The following is a 22,161-nucleotide window of genomic DNA, read 5'->3' as shown; positions in this document are numbered from 1 at the left end:
ACTTGTGCTCGAAAATCTGCTGAGTAGGTCATCTTTTATATTTCACTTTGCTTGGTTTAAAAGTATTGTACCTTTTCTATTTTGGACTGACTATATCTATCATTGATACTACTATTGATATTGCTTAATTATATTTACATCTCATATATAGAATATATTATTCATTTAAGTGGGATAAGAGGCCAATTAAAATAACGGGTTTATTAGTGGACATAAAAAAGCGTCTCCATTTTATATTGAAATAATATCGATATAAAATGAAGACGCTGACTGCTTTGGTCGTAGATTATGTATCAATTATTTTGATCAATACATAAAACCGTTTTAGACACCTGGTTTAACGTTGATGTCAGGTGCTGGTATGTCCCAGATGTAGAACTTACCTTCTTCAACAAGTTTTATCTGCTGACCAATCATAGCATTGTTGGGGTTTTTGCTCTCAAGGCGACGCAGACGCTCTAGCGCGCTATCACGACGGTCGCTTAAGACGTCTGACTGTGCCAAGCTTTGTTCTGCTTCGGTATAGCCTAGAGAGACAGCTTTATCTAAGTATTTTTGACCTTCTTTAAAACCGCCGCCTTCCGATAGCATCATGCCATACAAGAAGTTGGCTTCACCGCTATCAGGTTGTAGCTTGATGGCACGGTCCACATATTTTCCGCCGCGTATCGTATAGTCTGAACCCAAATCTAGGTTACGTCCCATGCCATTAAGCTTGGCTGCACGAAGCAGTACATCATAAGAGGCATTTGGTGACAGTGCATAAGGTTCAATCCACTCAGTTAATACTTTGATTTTTTCACGAACATTATATCGTTGTGTACGGTTAGGGAAGTTTGGTGGGTAATGGCGGGCATTAGGTGACGCCTCTTGGATAAAGTCATCAAGCAAGCTCACGTCTAATTTGTCAGAGTTAGCGGTTGTTTGTTGTGGAATCAATACGGTCTTTAAAAAGCTCACATTTGACAATTGCACTTTTGGCGTTGGAATGTTTGCAAGTTGACCACTACGCAGGTCGATACCAGATGTCGTCATTGGACCTGGCTCATAGACCTGAGTGCTACCTGTGTATACCGGCTTGGTTGGGGCAGGTCTAACAGTCTGTGGCTGCCCAGAACTCATAGGAAAAAGGCTCTGGGTAGGAGTGCTTTGTTGAGTAGCAGCGACAGGTGCATTAGTCTGTGGCGTTGGTTGAGTGTTTGATTGAGCTGTACTGTCTGCTTTAGGTTGTGCCAAACGAATCACACGTTTACTAGAGTCTACAGCACTCGGGACGGATGTGGCTGCTGCATTGGTTTCCGCTGCATTGACAGGCGCTGATAGTAACATTGTGCATGCTGCTGCCAGTGCGGTCATTGTGACCAGTTTAGAAGACTTGGTAGACACACTGCTAGAGAGCATTGATTTTTTAATGGTTTTCATAAAGATTGTTACCTTGTTTATTTAGTCGTTATTTAGCAATTAAATGGTCATATAGGTTGTGTCTTTGCTGCAAAATCGTACAAATTTCTCATACCGTAGCAAATTAAGCTTTACGCTATCAGTAGTAGGATTGTTAATAATAAACGTCAAAAACTCGATAGTAGACGTGATAATCAAGCTTATAGTCTCTATTAATCTAGAGCTGGCAACTACATCGTTTACTACTATAAATGATAAGCAGTGGCTTTCATACGGTTGGCCATCCAGCGCATCGTCTTGCGTACAGGCGGTGACAATGCAGCGCCGCCGCTGGCAAGTGCGAGCTCACGATGGTGCAACTCTTCGATATCCATTTGTGCCAGTATCTCTTTTGAGCGTTTGTCATGCTCAGGCAGTTGCTGGATATGATCTTGCAAGTGCTCACTGACTTGTGCTTCTGTCTCTGCGACAAACCCCAAGCTGAATTCATTAGAGATAGCACCCGCTACTGCCCCAAGACTAAAAGACATGCCGTACCATAGTGGCGTAAAGAGACTGGCGTGGCTACCAAGCTCACTTAGACGAGTCTCACACCAAACCAGATGGTCAACTTCCTCTTCGGCAGAGTGTTGCATGGCTTGCTTGACGCCATGATCTTTCGCAGCAAATGCTTGACCGTGATAAAGCCCTTGCGCGCATACTTCACCCGTATGATTGATACGCATCAGTCCTGCGACATGCCGTGCTTCAGTGATGGTTAGCTCAGGAATCTCGTCGTTGCTGACTGGTAATGGACGTGTACTAGGGTTTGAGTGCGGTACGACAGCTCGTAATGCCTTATCGACGCCGAGTAAGAACTGGTCGATTTTGGATAAGGGACGTAGGGCCATAATTCACTCCTAATGGCTGTATGTACTATCAAAAGGTACTGTTATTAAAAGATGCTGTTATTAAAAGACACTATTATTAAAAGGTGCTATTGCTAAAAGATGCTGTTGTTAAAGTGCTATTGTTAAGAATTACTATCAAAAAATAAGGTTGCCTGTTTTTCTGAGACAATTATAGTCTCAGCTTCACAAGCATTACTATAGCAAACAATCTAAATTATCAGCACGAATATTATCGGCTCAAAACCATACTGATTGCTATGGCAATACTAAATTCAGCTTTAGTATACTTATGGAGCTACTTCATCATGCGTTTGAATCACAGCACTTTTGATATGTTTATTGAGCTTGACGTATAAAAACGCGCCAAATGCAATATTGAGCAGTCCTGTTGCCAAAAACAGCTGAGGCATACTCAACGCCAACGTATTTAAGATAACAATCGCGAAAATCGCTGAGGTAACCATAAATATCGCATTAAAGATATTATTAGCACCAATGATACGCGCACGATGGCTTTTGGGTGCATACGCCTGCATAGACGCATACAAAGGCACAATATATAGACCACCACTAAAGCCCAAAAAGAACAAGTCTGCAAATACTCGCCAGCTACCACTCATACCCACTAAATCACCGACACTGAGGAAAGTGTCATTACTCACGTTGATATTAAGACCTGATAGTGAGAAATATAAATCGATCGCAAAAATACTTAATCCAGCAATACCAAAAGGTAATAAGCGCAAACTGACTTGATTTTTGGTCAATGATTTACACAGTAATGAACCAATCGATACGCCAACTGAAAATAGCGTTAATAGGAAAATCACCACTGACTCATCACCATGCAAAATGACTTTGCTAAGCTCTGGCATTTGGGTCAAGAACGTCGCACCATAAAACCAAAACCAGCTGTTGCCAAGGATGACGCAGAATAGAAAAGGTAATGAATATAAGTAGCGAACCGTGGCCAAACTGGTGGTGAAAATATTCCAGTTGATTTTTAGACCGGGCTGCATCGCTGGCATGGTTGGAATGTAACGTGCTGCCAAATAGCCCAACACGGCTACGATCAGAACGGTCACACTAATCCAATACAGCGACTGCGACAGTTGCGTAAGAACGCCCGCGATAATCATACCCAGCAGAATAGCCAGTGAGGTGCCCATTTGGAACAAACCATTGGCACCAACCAACTCGTCTTCTTTCATCGCTTGCGGCAAGTAGGCGTATTTAATCGGTCCAAAAAAAGTTGAGTGGGTACCCATTAAAAACAATGCTACAAATAATAGGGCATACCACTCAAACACGAAACCAACCGCAGCGATTGCCATGATCACAAGCTCAAGCAGTTTGATCAATTGTGTTAGCTTTGACTTTTCGTATTTATCCGCAATTTGCCCTGCCAGCGCTGAAAACAAAAAATAAGGCAAGATAAATAACATCGCGGCTAAGTTATTTAAAATACTGACTTCCATTCCCAACTGACTTGCAGCGGTGTAAGTCAGAACCAGTATGAGCGCTTGCTTAAAAACATTGTCATTAAACGCGCCCAAAAACTGGGTAAAAAACATGGCACTAAACCGGCGGTGCTTAAATAACTGAAACTGATTTGCCATGAAAGTTCCTACAGATAGATCGCGGCTGATAGATTAAAAGGACATACGGAGTGCGGCTTTTAATATAAAGGTAATTATTAATAGTATCAAAAACTTATCGAAATATAGCATAGGTTTTATCAATATTAGGACGTATAATAGCAAGGCTTTGGTATAAATACATGCGCCCAACGCTATGATTTCATAATTATCTACGTTATGATTTGTGAATTTTACAGGGTTTTACTGTCATATATAAGTGATGGCAAGCCCCGCTATCAATACAGTCTACCTACCTATTGATACGATAACGGCACTCAGGACTAAAGTTTGCACTATAGGCCGTAGACTGTCATTATCAAGAACAAAGGTAGTCAATCAGAATCTCAGTCAACTGTTAATAAGTTTATTCACCGGTAAGACTTAGCGATTGCCCTCGTTAATGACATTGTGCCGCGTGAGGTGATAGGAAATAAACATGAACCACCAGCCTTCAACTCTAGCGCGTCCTGTATCGGTTAATCCGTGTGATACCTCTATAAATGTGCCAGATAATATCAGTGCCCAACGCATGCAAACTTGCCATGCTCAAGCTTGCGATATTCATCCTTGCCATATTCACAATAGCCCTCGTATGGCTACGTGCGATTCGCCGCGCATTCACTTTACACGCTCTGCGCTTTTTTCTGCTCTAGCGACCAGCTTTGTCGGTTTTGGTATCGCACCTGCAGCTTTTGCTGATACTGCCATCAATGCAAATACTCCTGCTCAATCCACGACCAACCAAGTAGCGGCCAGTCAGTTAGCCACACTTTCAGATTCAAATGATGATGCTCAGCGCAATATTTTTGATAGTTCGGATGATGAGTTGTTGCAACAAGCCACAGCGATACAGCAGCAGGGTTATCAGATGATGACGCCTGCGCAGATTGATCGTGAACTGGCTGAGTTGAATACACAAAATACCCAAGACATTAATACGATAGGTAGCGGTAATAACCGCAATAATGCTAATGGTATTAGCAATCGTGACGTTGATAGAGATTTTACGGCGCCAATTGCGACGTTGAATGATACCGCGCCTCCTATTGGTTTAGATGTGGATCTTGATGCTGACAGCCTACCATTACCTAGCAATCTTGATACATTGGGTAGCAGTGAGACAGTATTTGAACCGACAGACGCGACTGAAGTGGTGCCAAATCCGATAAATGTCAGCGGATCTGTTAGTGCTGAAAATGTGGATGGTGACAGTAATAGCGACAGCGATGCTATTGATAATAGTAACGAGGCGGTCGCAAACACTAATGATGTGGCGGATACAGAGGATGCAACATCAAATGTTATTGACCCAAGTGATTACCTGCCAGATTACCAAACAGATACTCAGGTAGCCGTTGAAAATGTGGAACAAACCAATAGACCTGGACCACGGGAACGTAACAAAGGCAACATCGTTAAGCGTTTTTATAATCGCTTTTTTAATGATGGCGCCATTGCCATACCTAATGTCGAAACAACCATCTACTTACAGGAAGCCACGTCTGAAAATACAGACGATAGCGAACCAAAAGAAACTAAGGCTGATAATGATATCCAGCCGATGAAAAACATCAAAGCTGCACTAGACAATACTACGGTTCAATCTGTGGCTGACTTTACTGCGGCCTTACCTCGCTTGCGTCAAACGGCACTAGATGCTGCAAAAGCCGTGGGCTATTATGAAGTTACGTTGAGTTTGCGCCAGCCTAGTAGAGATACTTTGGATGTGGTTATTGAGGAGTTGGGTGAGCCAGTACGTGTCGATAGCCGTACTATTGAGATTCGTGGCGAGGGTAGTGATCAAGAGGAGTTTGCAAACTTTGAAAAAGAACTCCCACCACAAGAAGAAGATATCTTCAATCATCGTGTCTACAAAAACAGCAAAGCTGCGCTAGAGTCACTGAGTAATACCTATGGTTATTTTGACCAATATTGGCTAAACAAGTCTGTTGATATTATCTTGCCGGACAACACAGCAGACGTCTCTTTGGTCTATGACACAGGCAATCGTTACCAATTTGATGACGTTGTGTTTTTTACCTATGATCGAGAGACTAATACGTTAACAGAAGACCCAGACAAGCTGCCTGTCGAGCTATCATTATTACAGCAGTTGCTTGATTTCAAACCCGGCGATCCGTTTTATGCGCCTGATGTGACCAAATTTAGTAATGATTTATCAGCGACTCGTTATTTTAATACAGTGAACGTTGAATCGATACTACCACCAAATGAGAGTAGTGAAGCCAGTACATTGGCTTTTGATAATACCCCAGTGAATAGCAACAGTACGTCAGATGAAAACGTTAGTAATGGCAGCATTACAGATATCATTAATAATGGTAATGAATCTCTAATGACGGCTAACGAGGCTCTTGTCAGTGGCGCCAGCGACTCTAATAATGGCAGTGTGGTTAGTGAAAACACAGTCAATGAAGACGATATTGCTGCTATCGAGTTCGAGGCTGATGAAGCAACCCTTGATAAGCTGCAAGCCATTGAACAAAAAGCAGATCGTTTAAGCCGTTTACCAAACGATCGGGTATTAGATGAAAAACCTCAAGAAGCAGATAACCTGTTGGGTAAAATCAGTGACTCTATCAGTAATATCGCTCAAAAAATATTGCCTGACGAAAAGAGTATACTCGCTGATGAAAGCTTTGTACCACCGACATTAGCAGGACGCAAAACACCGCAAGAAGTAGCAGAAAGTAAAAAAGTGCCGTTGTATGTTTTTGTAGCCTCTAACAAACCACGCGATGCTCAAGTCGGTCTTGGTTATGGCACCGATACTGGCGTGCGAGCAACGGCAAAAATAGATTATAACCTGATAAATCGTCAAGGCTATCAGGCTGGAGCAGAAACGGAAGTTTCAAGAATTGCTAAAAATGTGGCGGTCTATGCCAGTCGACCTTGGAAGCATCCGCTCAATGATAAGCTAGATGCGCGTCTGACTTATGAAGAAGAGGTGATCGACCAAGGTGAAGGTAACTTTGATCTGTCTACTAGAACGTTAAAAGCGGCATTAGCACGTAATATTCGCCGTGATAACGGATGGAATCGTAGCTACTCTGTGCGCTACCGTTTGGATGAGTTAGAAACAGGGGTCGATGAAACAGAGTTGGATGATCTACCTATACGTTTTACGTCTTCAAATCCTAGTCAGCAAGCGTTGTTATTTGGCTATGGTATGAGTAAAACCAGTATAGATAGTGTGACTAATCCGACTCAGGGCATACGTCAGTCTTACTCTATTGAAGCAGGCAGTGAATCAGTTGCTAGTGATACCAATATGGCAATCGTTCGTGCAGGTGTTAGTGGTCTTTATAGCTTCGGCGATGCCGATAAGCATCAAGTATTAGGCAGTTTGAATACTGGCTATATCTGGGCAGATGACTTTTATGATGTGCCTTATAAATTACGTTTCTTTGCAGGTGGTGACCAGAGCATCCGTGGCTATGACTATGAGAGCTTATCACCACTAGAGAACGGCTACCTGACAGGTGGTCAAATTCTCGCTGTGGGTAGTGCAGAGTATAACTATGAGTTCAAACCGGGTCTTCGTGGAGCATTTTTCACGGATGTGGGTAATGCTTATGACGAAAACTTTGATACTGAGACAAAGGTCGGTGTCGGCGTCGGTATTCGTTGGTCGTCACCTGTGGGCGTGGTGCGAGTCGATGTGGCGGCTGGCGTGACAGAGGAGAGTATTCCCATTAGACTGCACTTCTTTATTGGTTCGCCTTTATAATTGTTAGATTCGTTCTGTTATTTATTATTTATCGTACCGATTGCCGGTAATCATTCTTTAACGTAGTTGAGTGCCATGCTGACAAAAAACAACCCGCCTAGTAATTCACCAGATGAAGATCCGGCACAGCGTGACGCTCGTGCAGTCAGGCGCTTGTATCCGTTATCATTTTTGCTCAAGCTACTGGTGCTGATTTTAATCGTACTCGCGATTATGTTTGCGGTGTTCTTTTATGCAGCCGGCACAGAGTCAGGCACCAAGTTTATATTAGAGAAAGTCAGTGCCGAGACAGGCATAGAGTTCGAATATGGGCAAGGTAACTTGCGTGACGGTATTTGGGTGACCGACATCGATATCAAGGCGACTGAAGACCTTGAGATATTGGTTGATAAAGCCTATGTAAAGATAGGCTGGCGCGCTGTATTTGCCAAAGAAGTGCATTTGCGTGAGGCCGACATACAGACTATTGAGATTATCAACAATGAGCCACCAACGGGTGAGCCTTTCGATTATAAAACCCTGCAATTACCCGTTAATCTACGGTTTGATCAAGCTAAAATCAAGAGCATCACTTATAAGCAAGTGACCAAAGATCCTATCATCGTCCGTAATGTCGTTGCCCGTGATTTGACTTGGGTCGGCAGTACGGTATCCATTGCTCGTGGTGATTTGCAGTATGCTGACATCGTTAATATCAGTGCTTTAAAAGGTGAGATTGATTTACAAGGCGATTATCCGCTAGATTTAAGTGCTATTGCAGAAGTAAGTGCGCTAGAACAAGCCTATATTGATCCACTAAACATTACCGCAACAGGTACGCTCAAGCGCACGGTTGGTAAATTACGCAGTCGCTATAATGATAGTGATGTCAGTGGTGATTTTATCGTGCAGGGATTGGACAGCGATTCACCGTTTAGGGCAAAACTGCAATGGGATGATATCTTAATCCCGTATGCAGAAGATCAAGATATTCGCCTAAAAAGCGGTACGGCCACAGCAGAGGGTGTCATCTCTGAGATACGTCTACGCATCAATACTGAACTGACGGCCAAAGACATTCCTTCAGGTCATTATCAAGGCCGTGCGATTATTGCTGATAGTCAGCTGCGTATTGATCGTTTGGATGCTGATGTACCTGCTGGACGTTTGGTGTTGCAAGGTATTTTAGATTGGAAGAGTAGCTTTGATGCAAAAATCCGAGCGACAGGCAGTAACTTTGATATCCGCCAAGCGATTCCTGATGAGTACGCTGACTTTAAAGCGTACGCACCGCAAACGCTTAATGGCAGACTATCATTACATTATCAGCAGCGAAATAGTGTTGGTAATACAGAGATAGATGCAGATTTACGTCAACGTGATGGTGAGCATGTCAATGCTAATATTGCCAGCGGCAAAGTTTCAGCGAAATCTAAACAGGCAGCTCCTTGGTATATTGAGGCTAAATGGCAAAACCTAGTCCGCCGTGATGTGCCTGATGTCGGCAATATTAATAGCCCGAGTGGACAGGCTGATGTTATCATTCGTGGCTCACAGCTATCCGTTGATGCCAATGCGGTTATCAATGAGCTCAATGCTGCTCCCAAAGGCAACTATGACGTGCGTCTACGCAAAGCTGGTGACGTCATTGATATCAATCGCCTTAACTATGAAGGAATCGTAGGCGACCTATCTGGTACTGGACAGATTCGACTAGCGAGTAAGAATACGCCACTCATATGGCAAGTGGATGCGAGTACCAAAGGCTTGCTCCCGAAAAAATACCGTAGTGACTTACCACTTGAGCGTCTAACGGGTAATGTTAGTGCACGCGGTCGTCTGTTAAATATCACCAAAAGCGGTGTCAGTGGTCAGCGCCATATCATTACGCTGAATAACACGGATTTGCAGACGCAGCTTGATGCCACACAAGACAGTCGTACTATCGGTATAACAGGTGGCGGTGATGCCAGCGTCGATATCGTCGGTGGTGAGCTGTCTGTATTTGATGCGCGTTTTGATGGTCAAATTGATACGGCAGATGTACCAAAAGGCCGCCTATCTATTGATGCTGCTGGTACGCCAAATCTGATTAGTATCCGTAAATTGAATTACAATGGCGAGGCTGGTGCAGTGGCAGCGAAGGGTGTCATTGATTTACGCAAAAATATTGGTTGGACGGTAGATGGCCGCTTTGACGATTTTAATTTGGGTTATTTTCTACCCAATAACCCAGCGATTCTGACGGGCGATCTAACCACCAGTGGTGAATGGCAAACGCCGCCTAGCAATAGTAAAAACACGCCAGGTAAGCTGAAACGTTTTGCCGTAAATTTCGATGGTGTACTGGATGCTGAGCAACTGCCAGCAGGTAAGCTGACTATTGATGCCAGTGGCGATGATCAATTGATTCGTATCAAACGCTTCCGTCATGTGGGTGCTGCCGGCAGCATTGATGCCAAAGGCACCGTAGATGTGCGTCAAGGAGTTGCGTGGGATATCAATGCGGTAATGGATCGTTTTAACCTAGGGTATTTCCTAAAAGACACACCAAGTCTTATCACGGGTACGATAGATACTGATGGACGCTGGAGTGATTCGCAGCAAATTATCAATATCAAGCAAGTCAATTTGAGCGGTATGTTAAAAGGGCAGACGTTGAGCGCTAAAGGCAGCTTGGCGGCGAAAATGCGCTTACCAAAAGACTTGGCAAGCTACTTTGAAAGTCTGCAAACGCAAGATGCTCAAGCGCAATACAAAAAAGTAAACGCCTTAATTGATAGCTTAAATGCCGAAAACCTCGTACTGCGTTGGGGTGATAATTACATAACTGCTAACGGTAATGCTAAGCAGCTACAAACCAAAATCAATATCACCAGCTTAGATCAGCTCTCAGATCAGCTGGCTGGTAAAGTAACTGGCGGTGCCACTTTATCGCAGCCAGTAGGACAAGCGTTACCAACCATTTATATTGATTTGGTAGGTGAGCGTCTTGCGCTACCAGGCTTTGTTTTACGTCAGGGTCGTGTCCGCGGAAAACTGGTCAATCTAGCAAATAGCCCAAGTCAGCTTATCATTACTGCCGAAGGCTTAGATGCTGCTGGACAGAGTTTTAAAAGTGTTAAGGCTTCATTCAATGGGACAGAGCAGGCACATGTAGTCGATCTCGACGTAGCCAATGAACAGCTAACTATTGGTGCACGAGTCAAAGGTGGTTTCAATCGTAATAACGTGAGCTGGTCTGGAGTCATCGGTGAGGGTCGTATTCAGTCTAAATATGCGACTTTAAACCAGTTGCAACCAGCGCAGTTGATTGTGAATTTACCTAATGAACAGAACGGAAAAAATACGGACTTTAAAGTACAGCTAGCCGCGCATTGTTGGCAAGCTGCTGATCAAACTGGCAAGCTGTGTTTACGCAAAAAATTAGTCGCATCACCAGATCAAGGTGAGGTCGATGTGGCCTTACAGAATTTAGATACTTCATTATTCTCAGTCTTTTTGCCCAAAGATATTGATTGGCATGGCAAGATTAATGGTAAAGCTATTGTCGGCTGGCAACGTGGTCGTCCGCCGACTATTAATACAACATTGTATTCGGATAACGGCAAAATTGGCTTAGCTCAAGAGGGTGATAGCGCTGCTGTTACTTTACCTTATAAGCGGGTTTCTCTCATTGCTGTATCCGTTCCAGAAGGCCTCAAGCTACGCACAGACATCAATACCGGAAGCGGTGCTCGTGGCTATGCTGAAGTCGTTGTTGATCCTTATAAGGCGCCTAAGCCAATTTCGGGTGCATTGGTACTCAATGAGCTTAATCTAGCGATATTTAAGCCTTTCTTCCCAGGGATGCGAGTCCTGCGAGGAAATGTCACGATGGCAGGTGGCGTCGGTGGTACGCTGGACAAGCCGCAGTTCTATGGTGATGTGAAGCTTTCTAATGGCCGTATCGCCATGTTGGATTTACCGATTAACTTGACCAATGTGAATGCTGCTGCCAAAATTCGTGGCACTCAAGCAACGATGGATGGCACGTTTAACAGTGGTACTGGCAAAGGCTCTCTAACAGGAACGGTTGATTGGAAACAGAAGCTACAGGCTAAGCTAAGTGTTATCGGCGAAGGCTTGGTGCTTACTCAGCCGCCGTTGCTAGTGGCTGAAATCGATCCGGATATTGATATTATTGTGCGCCCAGGTGATCGCTATGTTGATATCAAAGGTGCCATTAGTGTACCGTCAGCGACTATCCGTCCACCAGAAGCCAGTGAAGATATCGTGACGCAAACCGAAGATGCAGTCGTACTTGATCGTCGTTTGATTGGTAATATCGATGAAGTCTTGGCCATCTCGAAGCCTTGGTCTATCAATGCAAATATTGGTATTGATTTGGGTGAGGATATCAACTTCCGTGGATTTGGTGCCGTGATTCCTTTAGCAGGGGCGATTAATATCACCCAAAATGGTACTGGGGTTATGCGTGCAAAAGGTGTGGTGCAGGTATCGCGTCGTACTGACATCAATGCCTTTGGTCAAAGTTTAGAGCTCAATTATGGTCAAGTACGCTTTGATGGCGATGTCATGAATCCGACCTTAAGTGTCGAAGCAGTTAAAAGTATTGAAGGTAAAATAGTAGGCCTACGTGTTAAAGGTGATACTGAGTCACCAAACATTATTGTCTTCAATAATGCTGGTCTGACACAGCAGCAAGCGATGAATGCGTTGGTCACAGGCCGCCTTACTAATACAGGTGCGACCCAAATCAGTGAGCAAGGATTTAAATCGCAGGTTACCAATAATTTAGCAGCGGCTGGATTGAGTTTTGGACTGAGTGGCACGCGCAGCTTAACCAATCAGATAGGTCAGGCTTTTGGTTTACAATCTCTCACCGTGGATGCATCAGGAAGCAGTGAAGACACCAATGTCAATGTCACCGGTTATGTGACCCCTGATTTATATATTCGTTACGGAGTGGGTGTGTTTAATGCTCAAAATAGCTTGTCGGTTCGTTACCAGTTGACGCGTCGTATCTATGTTGAAGCAAGCGCCGCTGCAGAGAATGCAGTAGATGTGGTTTATAGTTGGCAGTTCTAAACGCAACGCTATAGTCAGAGAACTACTAAACTGCTACGGTGTTAGTCTCCTTAGATGTACTACCTGTACAATCTGCAGTCGACTGCCTTGTAGCAATTTTAGATTTCTTTGACTATAAATTATTATCAATATCTAAAACCTATATCCATTAACGATGACCACAGTAATTTTCAGCCAATAAAAAACGCCTTTTAATGAAGGCGTTTTTTTATAAGTGGACATCGAGTGATGTTCATTCTATTTGGTTAGGATTAGTCGATTATTACGTGTCAGGCGTAGGCGGTACTCTTCACCTTCATGCTCGATACGTACTTCCTTAGTTAGGGCAAATAAGTGCTGTGATTGTAGGGTAGGTAGACGGTTTTCGCGGCAGTTTAGATAACGAGAGATGACCATGCTCATAATAAAATCCTTTTGATAAAAAATAGCTGAGTAGCGATAATAGTAAGTAATCGTCTTTAACGATAATAATTATCATTTAGATTGAATGATTTTGCAAGACAATTGATAAAATAAAATGCAGTTATTATGTAAACTTATCTAAAGCAGTTGTTATAAAGCCTATCTTATTCGAGATGAACCATAAGTATTGTATTTTAAATCAGTGACTTAAGTTATATTTCTACTATTTCCTAATATTTTCGTATGACTGAATATACTCTAATAAAAATAAACAACGAAGGACAAAACCATGCATAGCGAACCAAATAACCAAGAAACAAACCAAACCATAGATAAAAAAGCAGTCATCGTAAACGTTGCTGTCGCTGTTATTCATCATAAAGAGCAATATTTGCTTGGGTTTAGAGATGCTACCCAACACCAAGGCAATCGCTATGAGTTCGTCGGTGGAAAGATTGATGCCAATGAGAGTGCAGAACAGGCACTGGTTCGAGAAGTCGCTGAAGAAACAGGGATTGCTATAGAGAATGACATTATCGTCAAGCTTGGTCGTTTGCATCATGACTATGGTGACAAGCAGGTTGTACTACAGGTTTACAAGATTGAGCTGACAGCGCAGCAATACGAGCAGCATAAGCATTGCGAATATGGATTAGAAGGGCAGGCGCTGACATGGGTGGATAAATCTAAGCTATTGGCAGGTGAGTATCCCTTGCCCGCTGCGAATAAAACGATTCTAGAGTGGCTGAGATTGCCAACGCAGATAACGATTACCTATCCATTATCACATTTTAGCGAATATTCTGATCCAGCGGCAGCGTGGTTGCAATATCATCAAGACAAGTTAGCGATAGAGTCTTTGGTTTATATTCGAACAAAAGAAGCTTACGCAGATCGCTCAGACAATCTAGCAGCGCAATTGATGCATGTCCGTCCCGACGTTCAAGCGATTGTACCTTATGATGCCGATAGCCAGTTTCTAGACATTGATAAGTCAACATCGATTAAAGATGAAAGCATTTCCCATCAAATCGTTGCAAATCATTTGACCCATACGGCATTAATGCAATGGCTTGAAAGTGTTTCAGACACTTCTGTATCTGAGTATTGTTTATCGGATGACTTTCCATTGATAATCAGCTGTCATGATATTGCCAGTATTGAAGCGGCAAACAAACTCGCCAGTGCTCGAATACAGCAACAGCTGCCGCCAGTGTTCGGTATTTTCATCTCACCAGTATTAGCCACTCACACGCATCCTGATACTGTGCCACTTGGTTGGGAGGCATGGTCTGCCTTAGCACAGCTGGCCGATATGCCAGTCATTGGTTTGGGCGGTCTATCACCCATGATGATAGAGCGTGCATTAGAACATGGCGGTGTCAGTGTTGCTGGTATTCGTCAGTTTTTTAACAGTGAAAAATGAGAAAAAATTCGACTTATATTGAGCCTATTATTTGTTGAAAATTAACAGGGACATCACTGATTTTTCTGATATTTATCCAGTAAGTAACTATGTTTTTATTAGGTGTTCATTCCACCGCATAAAGACCTAGTTACTTACAAACCGTTGCGTTTCCCTACATTGCGACACTGTTTTAATAGTCAAGTTGTCCTTAACATAGAATACCTAATTAAAGAGTGTTTACTCTATCACTCATAAGCAAACTGTTTATTATTCATTAGCAAATTGCCTATGAAAATATATTTTGACCCTTGCAATAACATCAAATTCTATAGCGCTGGTTTACCTATTAGACACGCTTTTTGAATTTGGCGACGTTCAGAGAGTTAGACTAGGTGGATAAATACACAAAGAATTTTTCACAGTCATTATTAATAACGGTAATTCTATGAAAGCCAACAAGTTACCTAAGTCAGGATGGTCTGATTCACAGGAAGCTGGTTCTCAATCTCAGCAGACTAGCCAGTCAAGCAGTTATTATCTAGATAAAGATAATGCGCAAAAGGCAGGCTATGCCAGCAATGATGCTAGCTACAACCATGACGAATCGAATGATGAGTATCCGAGCCATTCGGTAAAAGACACGTCTTCGCAAGACAGCTATTTTGGGTACAAGAGCGCTGTCAAAAGCCTGCTAAAGGCAAAAGAGTCTGCTATGTCTGATGATGACATTACGAAAAATAATGATTCGAAAAGCAGTCCTGAACAGTCTCAAGGACTGACCAATTCGGAGCCTGTAGCTTCAGAATCTGTAGATGAACAAATAAAAATATCAAAAGATAAATCTGAGCACAGAGATTTTGAACAAGAAACCGATTCGTCATCGGATACCACTCACTCATCATACAAAGAAATACCGGAGCGCATATTTATGAATGGACTGATTAAGCATACAGGTATTGCCTTAGCGATTATTATACCATTGGCTGCGTTTTCAGCTTATGCTGCTACGCCACCAGTCAATGCAGCGTCTATGGCTGCTACCAATGCAACGATGGATAAGACGACAACAGAGACGCTGTCTATCGAACCAAGTGCCATCATTCATAAGTCTGCAAATACCCCAACGACAGTCGATAGCGTCGACCTCGAAAAATATGCTGGAACGTGGTACGAGATAGGGCGCTTACCGATGTATTTTCAACGTAAATGCGCAGGTGATGTTACTGCCAATTATGCTCAAAAAGCTGATGGAAAAGGTATAACTGTCACTAACAAGTGTATGGCCGAAGATGGCTCGGAGATTGTTGCTGAAGGTCTAGCAAAGCCAGCGGATGAGACTGGTAGTAAGCTAAAAGTAACTTTCTTGCCCTCATGGATTCGTTGGTTACCAGTCGGCCGTGCCGATTATTGGGTACTAGCACGTGATGCTGATTATAAGACGGCATTGGTCGGCACACCTGACAAAGATTATTTATGGCTATTGGCTCGTTCGCCTAATGTTAGTCAAGAAACCTATTCTAAATATCGTCAGATTGCACAACAACAAGGTTATGACTTAAAAGAATTTAAGCTCACACCGCAAACCAATCAGACGGTGAATTTAACGCCATAGTTAATATAAATATAAAACGTTAAATTTTGATGGTGGAATGAGTTTGTATATCTGATAGGCAGCTGGTTATTATTAGATTTTTTTTCACAAAAAGCCATAGCAACTCTTACTCAAAAAACCTAATAGGGCAGCATATATGGCTGCCTTTATTTTTATCTCTATTTATATATGAGTCTGTATATGAGAATGAAACCTATTATGCACACTAGCTAATCGGTTACTACTGGCAAAATGAGGCGTTTTAGGCTAAAATCTATGCGATTCAAATACTCTAGTGTCAATAACCCGTATTGATAGTGGTTGATTATCATATTAGAGTCACCATTTAGAGCATACACAACCTATCTATTTCATACTTCTTCATATTTTATTGATCATACATTACTGACCATAAGGATGTTTCTCGTGAGCAACGCTGATACCTTACGCCAATTACATCAAGACCACTTAAGCAACTATAACAATCAAGAGCAACAAGCGATTGAGCTAATGGGGTTATTGAATAAGCTCTATAATGCGCAAGACGTACAAGTGACCTTGTTCGGCGAAACGCTAGACTCTACCTCAGTTGGTCAAATACTCGCTTTGCATCAAAAAGTTGCATTGCGTGACCATGGCGCTAAGTCTATTGATATCGCTGACACGTTAGCGATGGTAAAAGTCATCGCAGAGAGCAAAGATATCCAAGCCACTCGTATCGATGTTGGTCAATTGATCGCTAATGACACTGACGTACAAGCTGCGCTAAAATCTGTTAATAATGCAGGTGCCGTGAATGGCGCGACAGATGTTGTATTATATGGTTTCGGCCGTATTGGCCGTATCTTGACCCGTTTATTACTGGCGCAAGCGTCAAGTGCAAAAGGTATGCAGTTAAAAGCTATCGTCGTACGCCCAGCAGCTGCTGGTGACTTGGCCAAACGTATTTCATTGCTTGAGCGTGATTCGATCCATGGTAGATTCTTGGGTGGCATCAGTATTGATGATGATAACAACGGCATGATTATTAATGGTCGTTTTGTACAAGTTATCTATGCGAAAGATCCTAGTGAAATCGACTACACCGCTTATGGTATCAACGATGCTCTCGTTATCGATAACACAGGTATTTGGAAAGACGAAGCAGGCCTTGGCAAGCATTTACAGTCTACTGGCGTGAAAAAAGTACTACTGACTGCCCCTGCTGGTGGCGATATCAAAAACGTCGTTTATGGTGTGAATAACGATACCGTTGGTGATGACACTATCGTTAGTGCTGCCAGCTGTACGACCAATGCTATTACACCAACGTTAAATGTATTGAATGATGAGTACGGTATCGAAAACGGTCACGTAGAGACTATCCACTCATTTACCAATGATCAAAACTTGGTTGATAACTACCATAAAGCAGACCGCCGTGGTCGTAGTGCTGTGATGAACATGGTTATCACGAGCACAGGCGCAGCAAAAGCAGTTGGTAAAGCATTACCAGAATTAAGTGGTAAGCTAACGGGTAACGCTATCCGTGTACCAACACCAAATGTCAGCCTAGCGATTTTGAACTTAACGCTTAAAACGGCACCAGAAAGTGCTGAAGCGTTGAATGAATTTTTGCGTAAAATCGCTAACAGCAGCGCTTGGCAGTCGCAGATTGCTTATACAGATTCTACAGAAGCCGTATCAACGGATTTCGTTGGCACGACTCATGTTGGTATCATTGATGCGCAGGCGACTATTCTTACTGGTAATCAAGCCATTGTGTATGTTTGGTATGATAACGAAGTAGGTTATAGTACTCAGGTATTGCGTCTGGCGACACAGATGGCCGGAATCAGCTACGCTCAGATTCCTGCATAGAACGTTAAGCATAACAAACCAGTTGTCTGATATTGTGTGAACCAGTGCAGTAATACTGCAAAATTTGCCATAATAGCGTCTGGTTTGGATAGCTTGATATTGCGTTAGCTGTCATACTTAAACACCCGATAGTCCGATTGATTATCGGGTGTTATTTTCATAGTGAATATCAAATACAAGTAGCGTGCTTTTAGCGCTTATTTTGTCACAACATTTTTTGTGAAAATACAGTAAAACCCATAATATAACCGTTGGTTGTAACCAGTATATAAACTGGATTGTGAATTAAGGAAAGTAAAATGCGATTTATTGATGAAGCCGTCGTAACGGTAAAAGCAGGTGACGGTGGTAACGGAATCGCCAGTTTTCGCCGAGAAAAATATGTCCCACGTGGTGGCCCTGATGGTGGTGATGGTGGTAAAGGCGGAGATGTTTATGTCATTGCAGAAGACAACACTAACACGCTAGTTGACTATCGTTATACCCGTCGTCACGACGCCATGCGAGCTGAGAATGGTCACAGTAGAAACTGTTCAGGCAAAGGCTCTGATGATTTGTTTTTACCCGTGCCTATCGGTACCACGGTAGTTGATACCGAAACAGATGAAGTATTGGGTGATTTGATTGAACTTGGTCAGACGTTACTAATTGCCAAAGGTGGTGATGGTGGTCTGGGCAATACCCATTTCAAAAGCTCTACCAACCAAGCACCACGTAAAGCGACATCTGGTTTTGAAGGTGAGTTAAAAGTTCTTAAATTTGAGCTAAAAGTAGTGGCGGATGTTGGCTTGATTGGTTTGCCTAATGCTGGTAAATCTACCTTTATTCGTCAAGTTTCTGCTGCTAGACCAAAAGTTGCTGACTATCCATTTACCACACTCGTTCCTAATTTAGGTGTAGTTGATATCGGTCGTCATCGCTCATTTGTGATGGCAGATATTCCGGGTTTGATCGAAGGTGCTTCAGAAGGTGCCGGACTTGGTATCCGCTTCTTAAAGCATGTGGCGCGTACTCGTCGTCTTTTACATGTGGTCGATGTAAAGCCAGTTGATGGCAGCGATCCAGTAGCCAACGCTCGTGTTATCTTAAATGAACTTGAACGTTTTTCGCCTGAGTTATCCAACTTGCCTCAGATTTTGGTATTAAACAAAATCGATCAGGTGCCTGAAGAAGAGTTAGATGAGCTCTGTACCCATATTGTCGCTGAGCTTGATTGGACAGGCGATGTATTTCGCACCTCAACCCTAATGGGTGAAGGGACTGATGCAGTTAAATATCATTTGATGAATGAGATTGAGCTAGAGCGTGAGCGTGAACTAGAAGATCCTATCTTCGCTGAAGCACAAAGAACACGTTTTGAGCGCTTAGAAGTAGAAGTCCGCCTGAACACTGAAGCCCAGCGTGAAGCCTATCGTGCGGCCCGCAGAGCAGCACGTGAAGGGGTGGACTTAAATGACGATGATGACGACTTCGATGATGAAGACGGTGTCGAGGTGGTTTACGTTCCATAAGTGAACAAGCTTGAACTGATGTACCTGAATTTTTTAAATCAATCCCCTAATCAATTCATAAGATAAAAAGGAGTTTATATGGCAGATGGCATAGAAAACACGATCGAAGAAGCAAGATTTGTTAAGCAAAATCGCAACTTTGATATTCAGCGCGTTATTGTCAAGATTGGCTCATCGTTGTTAACCAATAACGGTCGAGGGCTGGATCGAACTGCCATATACGAGTGGGCCAAACAGATTGCTAAGCTGCATAAGCAAGGCGTCGAGGTACTGCTAGTATCGTCAGGTGCTGTTGCTGAAGGTGTGGTACGTATGAACCTTGAGGAGCGCCCCAAAAAACTAGCCGCACTACAGGCTTGTGCTTCTATTGGTCAGATGGGTTTGATTGAAACATGGTGGTCAGCATTAATCCAACATGGTATCCAAAGCTCGCAGCTGCTATTGACTCATGATGATTTGTCTAATCGTAGCCGTTATCTCAATACGACAGGTGCATTGACGCAATTATTGGAATGGCGCGTGCTACCTGTTATTAACGAAAACGACACCATCACCATTGATGAAATTAAATTCGGTGATAATGACACATTAGGGGCAATGGCAGCAGCGATGGTCAATGCTGATTTGTACATTATCCTCACCGATCAAGATGGTGTATTCACAGACAATCCGCGTGACAATCCTAATGCAAAAATGATTCGTCAAGAGCGTGCGATGGCTGATTATTTGTTTGATATAGCCGGAGATGGCGGCAAGCTAGGACGCGGTGGTATGTTGACCAAAATCCGTGCTGGTCGTCTTGCTGCAATGGGTGGCTGTCCAACCGTTATCGTAAGCGGTGCAATTGATGACGTTATAACTCGTGTTGTATCAGGTGAAGCGGTTGGTACACTTTTGACAACCAACGATGAAGACAAGATCATTGCTCGTAAGCAATGGTTGGCGGCTCACCTGCGTATGTCAGGTAGCTTGGTTGTGGATGCAGGTGCTGCAAAGGCACTGACTGAACATAATAGAAGTCTACTACCCGTTGGCGTTGTCGAAGTCCGTGGTGGTTTTGATGAAGGTGACGTGGTTGAAATTATTCATCAAGATACCGGTGAGCGTCTCGCAGTCGGGCAGGTTAATTTTTCATCGCAAGATGCGCATCGAGTAGCACGTGAGCGTACAGAGCAGTTTGATAAGATTTTTGGTAGTAGTGAAGAGCGTGTGGTCATGGTACACCGTGATAACTTGGCATTAACCGTATAGCACATTAATAATATAGAAATGCTTGGTATGCATACAGTCTTAGTCTAAATATGGATTAATAGTATTGAAACTGAGATGTTGTCATGACCATTCTATAAATATTTATCATTCTTTTATTTAACGTATTTTATCCAACAAAGTATTCATCAATAAGTATGAATGCTTTGTTGTTTTGGAGATTTGTACATGAGTGCTTCAGACAATAGTAACTCGACTCAGCACGACTTTGCACCATTAAAAAACGACAGATTGCTGAGAGCACTACGATTTGAGACGATAGACACCACCCCAGTTTGGATGATGCGTCAAGCAGGTCGTTATTTACCAGAATACAAAGCAACCCGTGCTGAAGCGGGCGACTTTATGAGTTTGTGTAGAGATACAGACCGTGCCACTGAAGTGACTTTGCAGCCACTGCGTCGTTATGATTTAGACGCTGCTATCTTATTCAGTGACATCTTGACCATACCTGATGCCATGGGGCTAGGCTTATATTTTGAAGCGGGCGAAGGCCCTAAGTTTAAGCATCCTATTCGTACGCAAGCGGATCTTGATAGAATACCAAAGCTTGATCCGACCGACTCTCTTGATTACGTCATGCATGCGGTGACGAGCATCCGTAAAGCGCTGAATGGTCAAGTGCCGTTATTTGGTTTTTCTGGTAGCCCGTGGACGCTAGCCACTTATATGATTGAAGGCGGCAGCTCAAAAGACTATCGCTATACCAAAGGTTTTTTATACAGCAATCCTGAATTTTTGCATCAACTATTGGATAAATTGGCAACGTCTGTCATTGATTATCTAGATGCGCAAGTAGTCGCTGGTGCCCAAATTTTACAGATATTTGACAGTTGGGGCGGCGCGCTTGGTCATCGTCAGTTCATTGACTTTTCTCATGCTTATAATAAGCGTATTGTCGCTGAGCTAAAGGTACGCCATCCGGAAATACCAGTGGTATTGTTTACGAAAGGTGGTGGGCTATGGTTAGACATCCAAGCTGATAGTGAAGCCGATGCTTTGGGCCTAGACTGGACGATGCCGATTGACCGTGCACGTCAAGTATTGACTGACAGTCAGCGCCAGTTGACCAAGCAGCATAAAAAACTACAGAGTAGCAAAGCCATCCAAGGTAACTTGGATCCAGCAACTTTGTATGGTTCACCTGCGACAATTCGCGCTGAAGTAAATGCAATGCTAGATAGCGCTTATGCGAGCGGCGAAAAAACAGGTTATGTCGCAAACTTAGGTCATGGCATCACTCAGTGGGTCAACCCTGACAATGCAAAAGTATTTATCGATGCAGTGCACGATTACAAAATCTAAAGTTTGGATATGCAAAGCTTATAAGCGTCAATATAGACGTTATATTTATCTGCTATTTACTGA

12 protein-coding genes are annotated in these 22,161 nt (G+C 43.1%); 8 read left to right on the top strand and 4 right to left on the bottom strand.

Going from position 1 to position 22,161, the window contains the following annotated elements:
- Positions 1-324: 324 nt before the first annotated feature.
- The 3 genes from ACZW67_RS02375 to ACZW67_RS02365 all read right to left on the bottom strand — a co-directional run bounded on the left by ACZW67_RS02375 (position 325) and on the right by ACZW67_RS02365 (position 3,910).
- A complete protein-coding gene (locus tag ACZW67_RS02375; protein WP_465182013.1) occupies positions 325-1,422 on the bottom strand; it encodes a hypothetical protein in 1,098 nt (365 codons plus the stop codon).
- Between the two features lie 224 nt (positions 1,423-1,646).
- Positions 1,647-2,291 (bottom strand): 2-polyprenyl-3-methyl-6-methoxy-1,4-benzoquinone monooxygenase, encoded by a 645-nt coding sequence (gene coq7 / locus ACZW67_RS02370; protein WP_110922382.1) that lies wholly within the window; start codon positions 2,289-2,291, stop codon positions 1,647-1,649.
- Between the two features lie 287 nt (positions 2,292-2,578).
- Positions 2,579-3,910: an MFS transporter gene (locus tag ACZW67_RS02365; RefSeq protein WP_465182012.1), complete on the bottom strand. Its 1,332-nt coding sequence runs from the start codon at positions 3,908-3,910 to the stop codon at positions 2,579-2,581.
- 457 nt (positions 3,911-4,367) lie between these two features.
- On the opposite strand from ACZW67_RS02365, the gene ACZW67_RS02360 reads away from it, so the two are divergent.
- Positions 4,368-7,682: an autotransporter assembly complex protein TamA gene (locus tag ACZW67_RS02360; protein WP_465182011.1), complete on the top strand. Its 3,315-nt coding sequence runs from the start codon at positions 4,368-4,370 to the stop codon at positions 7,680-7,682.
- 75 nt (positions 7,683-7,757) lie between these two features.
- Positions 7,758-12,752 (top strand): translocation/assembly module TamB domain-containing protein, encoded by a 4,995-nt coding sequence (locus tag ACZW67_RS02355; protein WP_465182010.1) that lies wholly within the window; start codon positions 7,758-7,760, stop codon positions 12,750-12,752.
- Positions 12,753-12,989: 237 nt separating this feature from the next.
- Here the strand turns inward: ACZW67_RS02355 and hemP are convergent, their stop codons facing one another.
- A complete protein-coding gene (gene hemP, locus ACZW67_RS02350; protein ID WP_227672156.1) occupies positions 12,990-13,148 on the bottom strand; it encodes a hemin uptake protein HemP in 159 nt (52 codons plus the stop codon).
- Between the two features lie 295 nt (positions 13,149-13,443).
- Between hemP and ACZW67_RS02345 the strand changes: the two genes are divergently transcribed.
- From ACZW67_RS02345 to hemE, 6 genes are all read left to right on the top strand, one after another.
- The gene (locus ACZW67_RS02345) at positions 13,444-14,580 is read left to right on the top strand and encodes an NUDIX domain-containing protein (RefSeq protein ID WP_465182009.1); all 1,137 of its coding nucleotides are present in this window, start codon (positions 13,444-13,446) and stop codon (positions 14,578-14,580) included.
- A 427-nt stretch (positions 14,581-15,007) separates the two neighbouring features.
- A complete protein-coding gene (locus ACZW67_RS02340) occupies positions 15,008-16,174 on the top strand; it encodes a lipocalin family protein (protein ID WP_465182008.1) in 1,167 nt (388 codons plus the stop codon).
- Between the two features lie 396 nt (positions 16,175-16,570).
- A complete protein-coding gene (locus ACZW67_RS02335; protein ID WP_465182007.1) occupies positions 16,571-18,013 on the top strand; it encodes a glyceraldehyde-3-phosphate dehydrogenase in 1,443 nt (480 codons plus the stop codon).
- A gap of 299 nt (positions 18,014-18,312) precedes the next feature.
- A complete protein-coding gene (gene cgtA, locus ACZW67_RS02330; protein WP_465182006.1) occupies positions 18,313-19,524 on the top strand; it encodes an Obg family GTPase CgtA in 1,212 nt (403 codons plus the stop codon).
- Positions 19,525-19,602: 78 nt separating this feature from the next.
- On the top strand, positions 19,603-20,775 hold the full coding sequence (gene proB, locus ACZW67_RS02325) for a glutamate 5-kinase (RefSeq protein ID WP_110922390.1): 1,173 nt from the start codon (positions 19,603-19,605) through the stop codon (positions 20,773-20,775).
- A 186-nt stretch (positions 20,776-20,961) separates the two neighbouring features.
- Positions 20,962-22,098: a uroporphyrinogen decarboxylase gene (hemE, locus tag ACZW67_RS02320; RefSeq protein WP_465182005.1), complete on the top strand. Its 1,137-nt coding sequence runs from the start codon at positions 20,962-20,964 to the stop codon at positions 22,096-22,098.
- The last annotated feature ends 63 nt before the right edge of the window (positions 22,099-22,161 follow it).

It is taken from the genome of Psychrobacter sp. TPE 89C (assembly GCF_055522395.1).
This window is presented reverse-complemented; position numbering and strand designations above follow the sequence as displayed.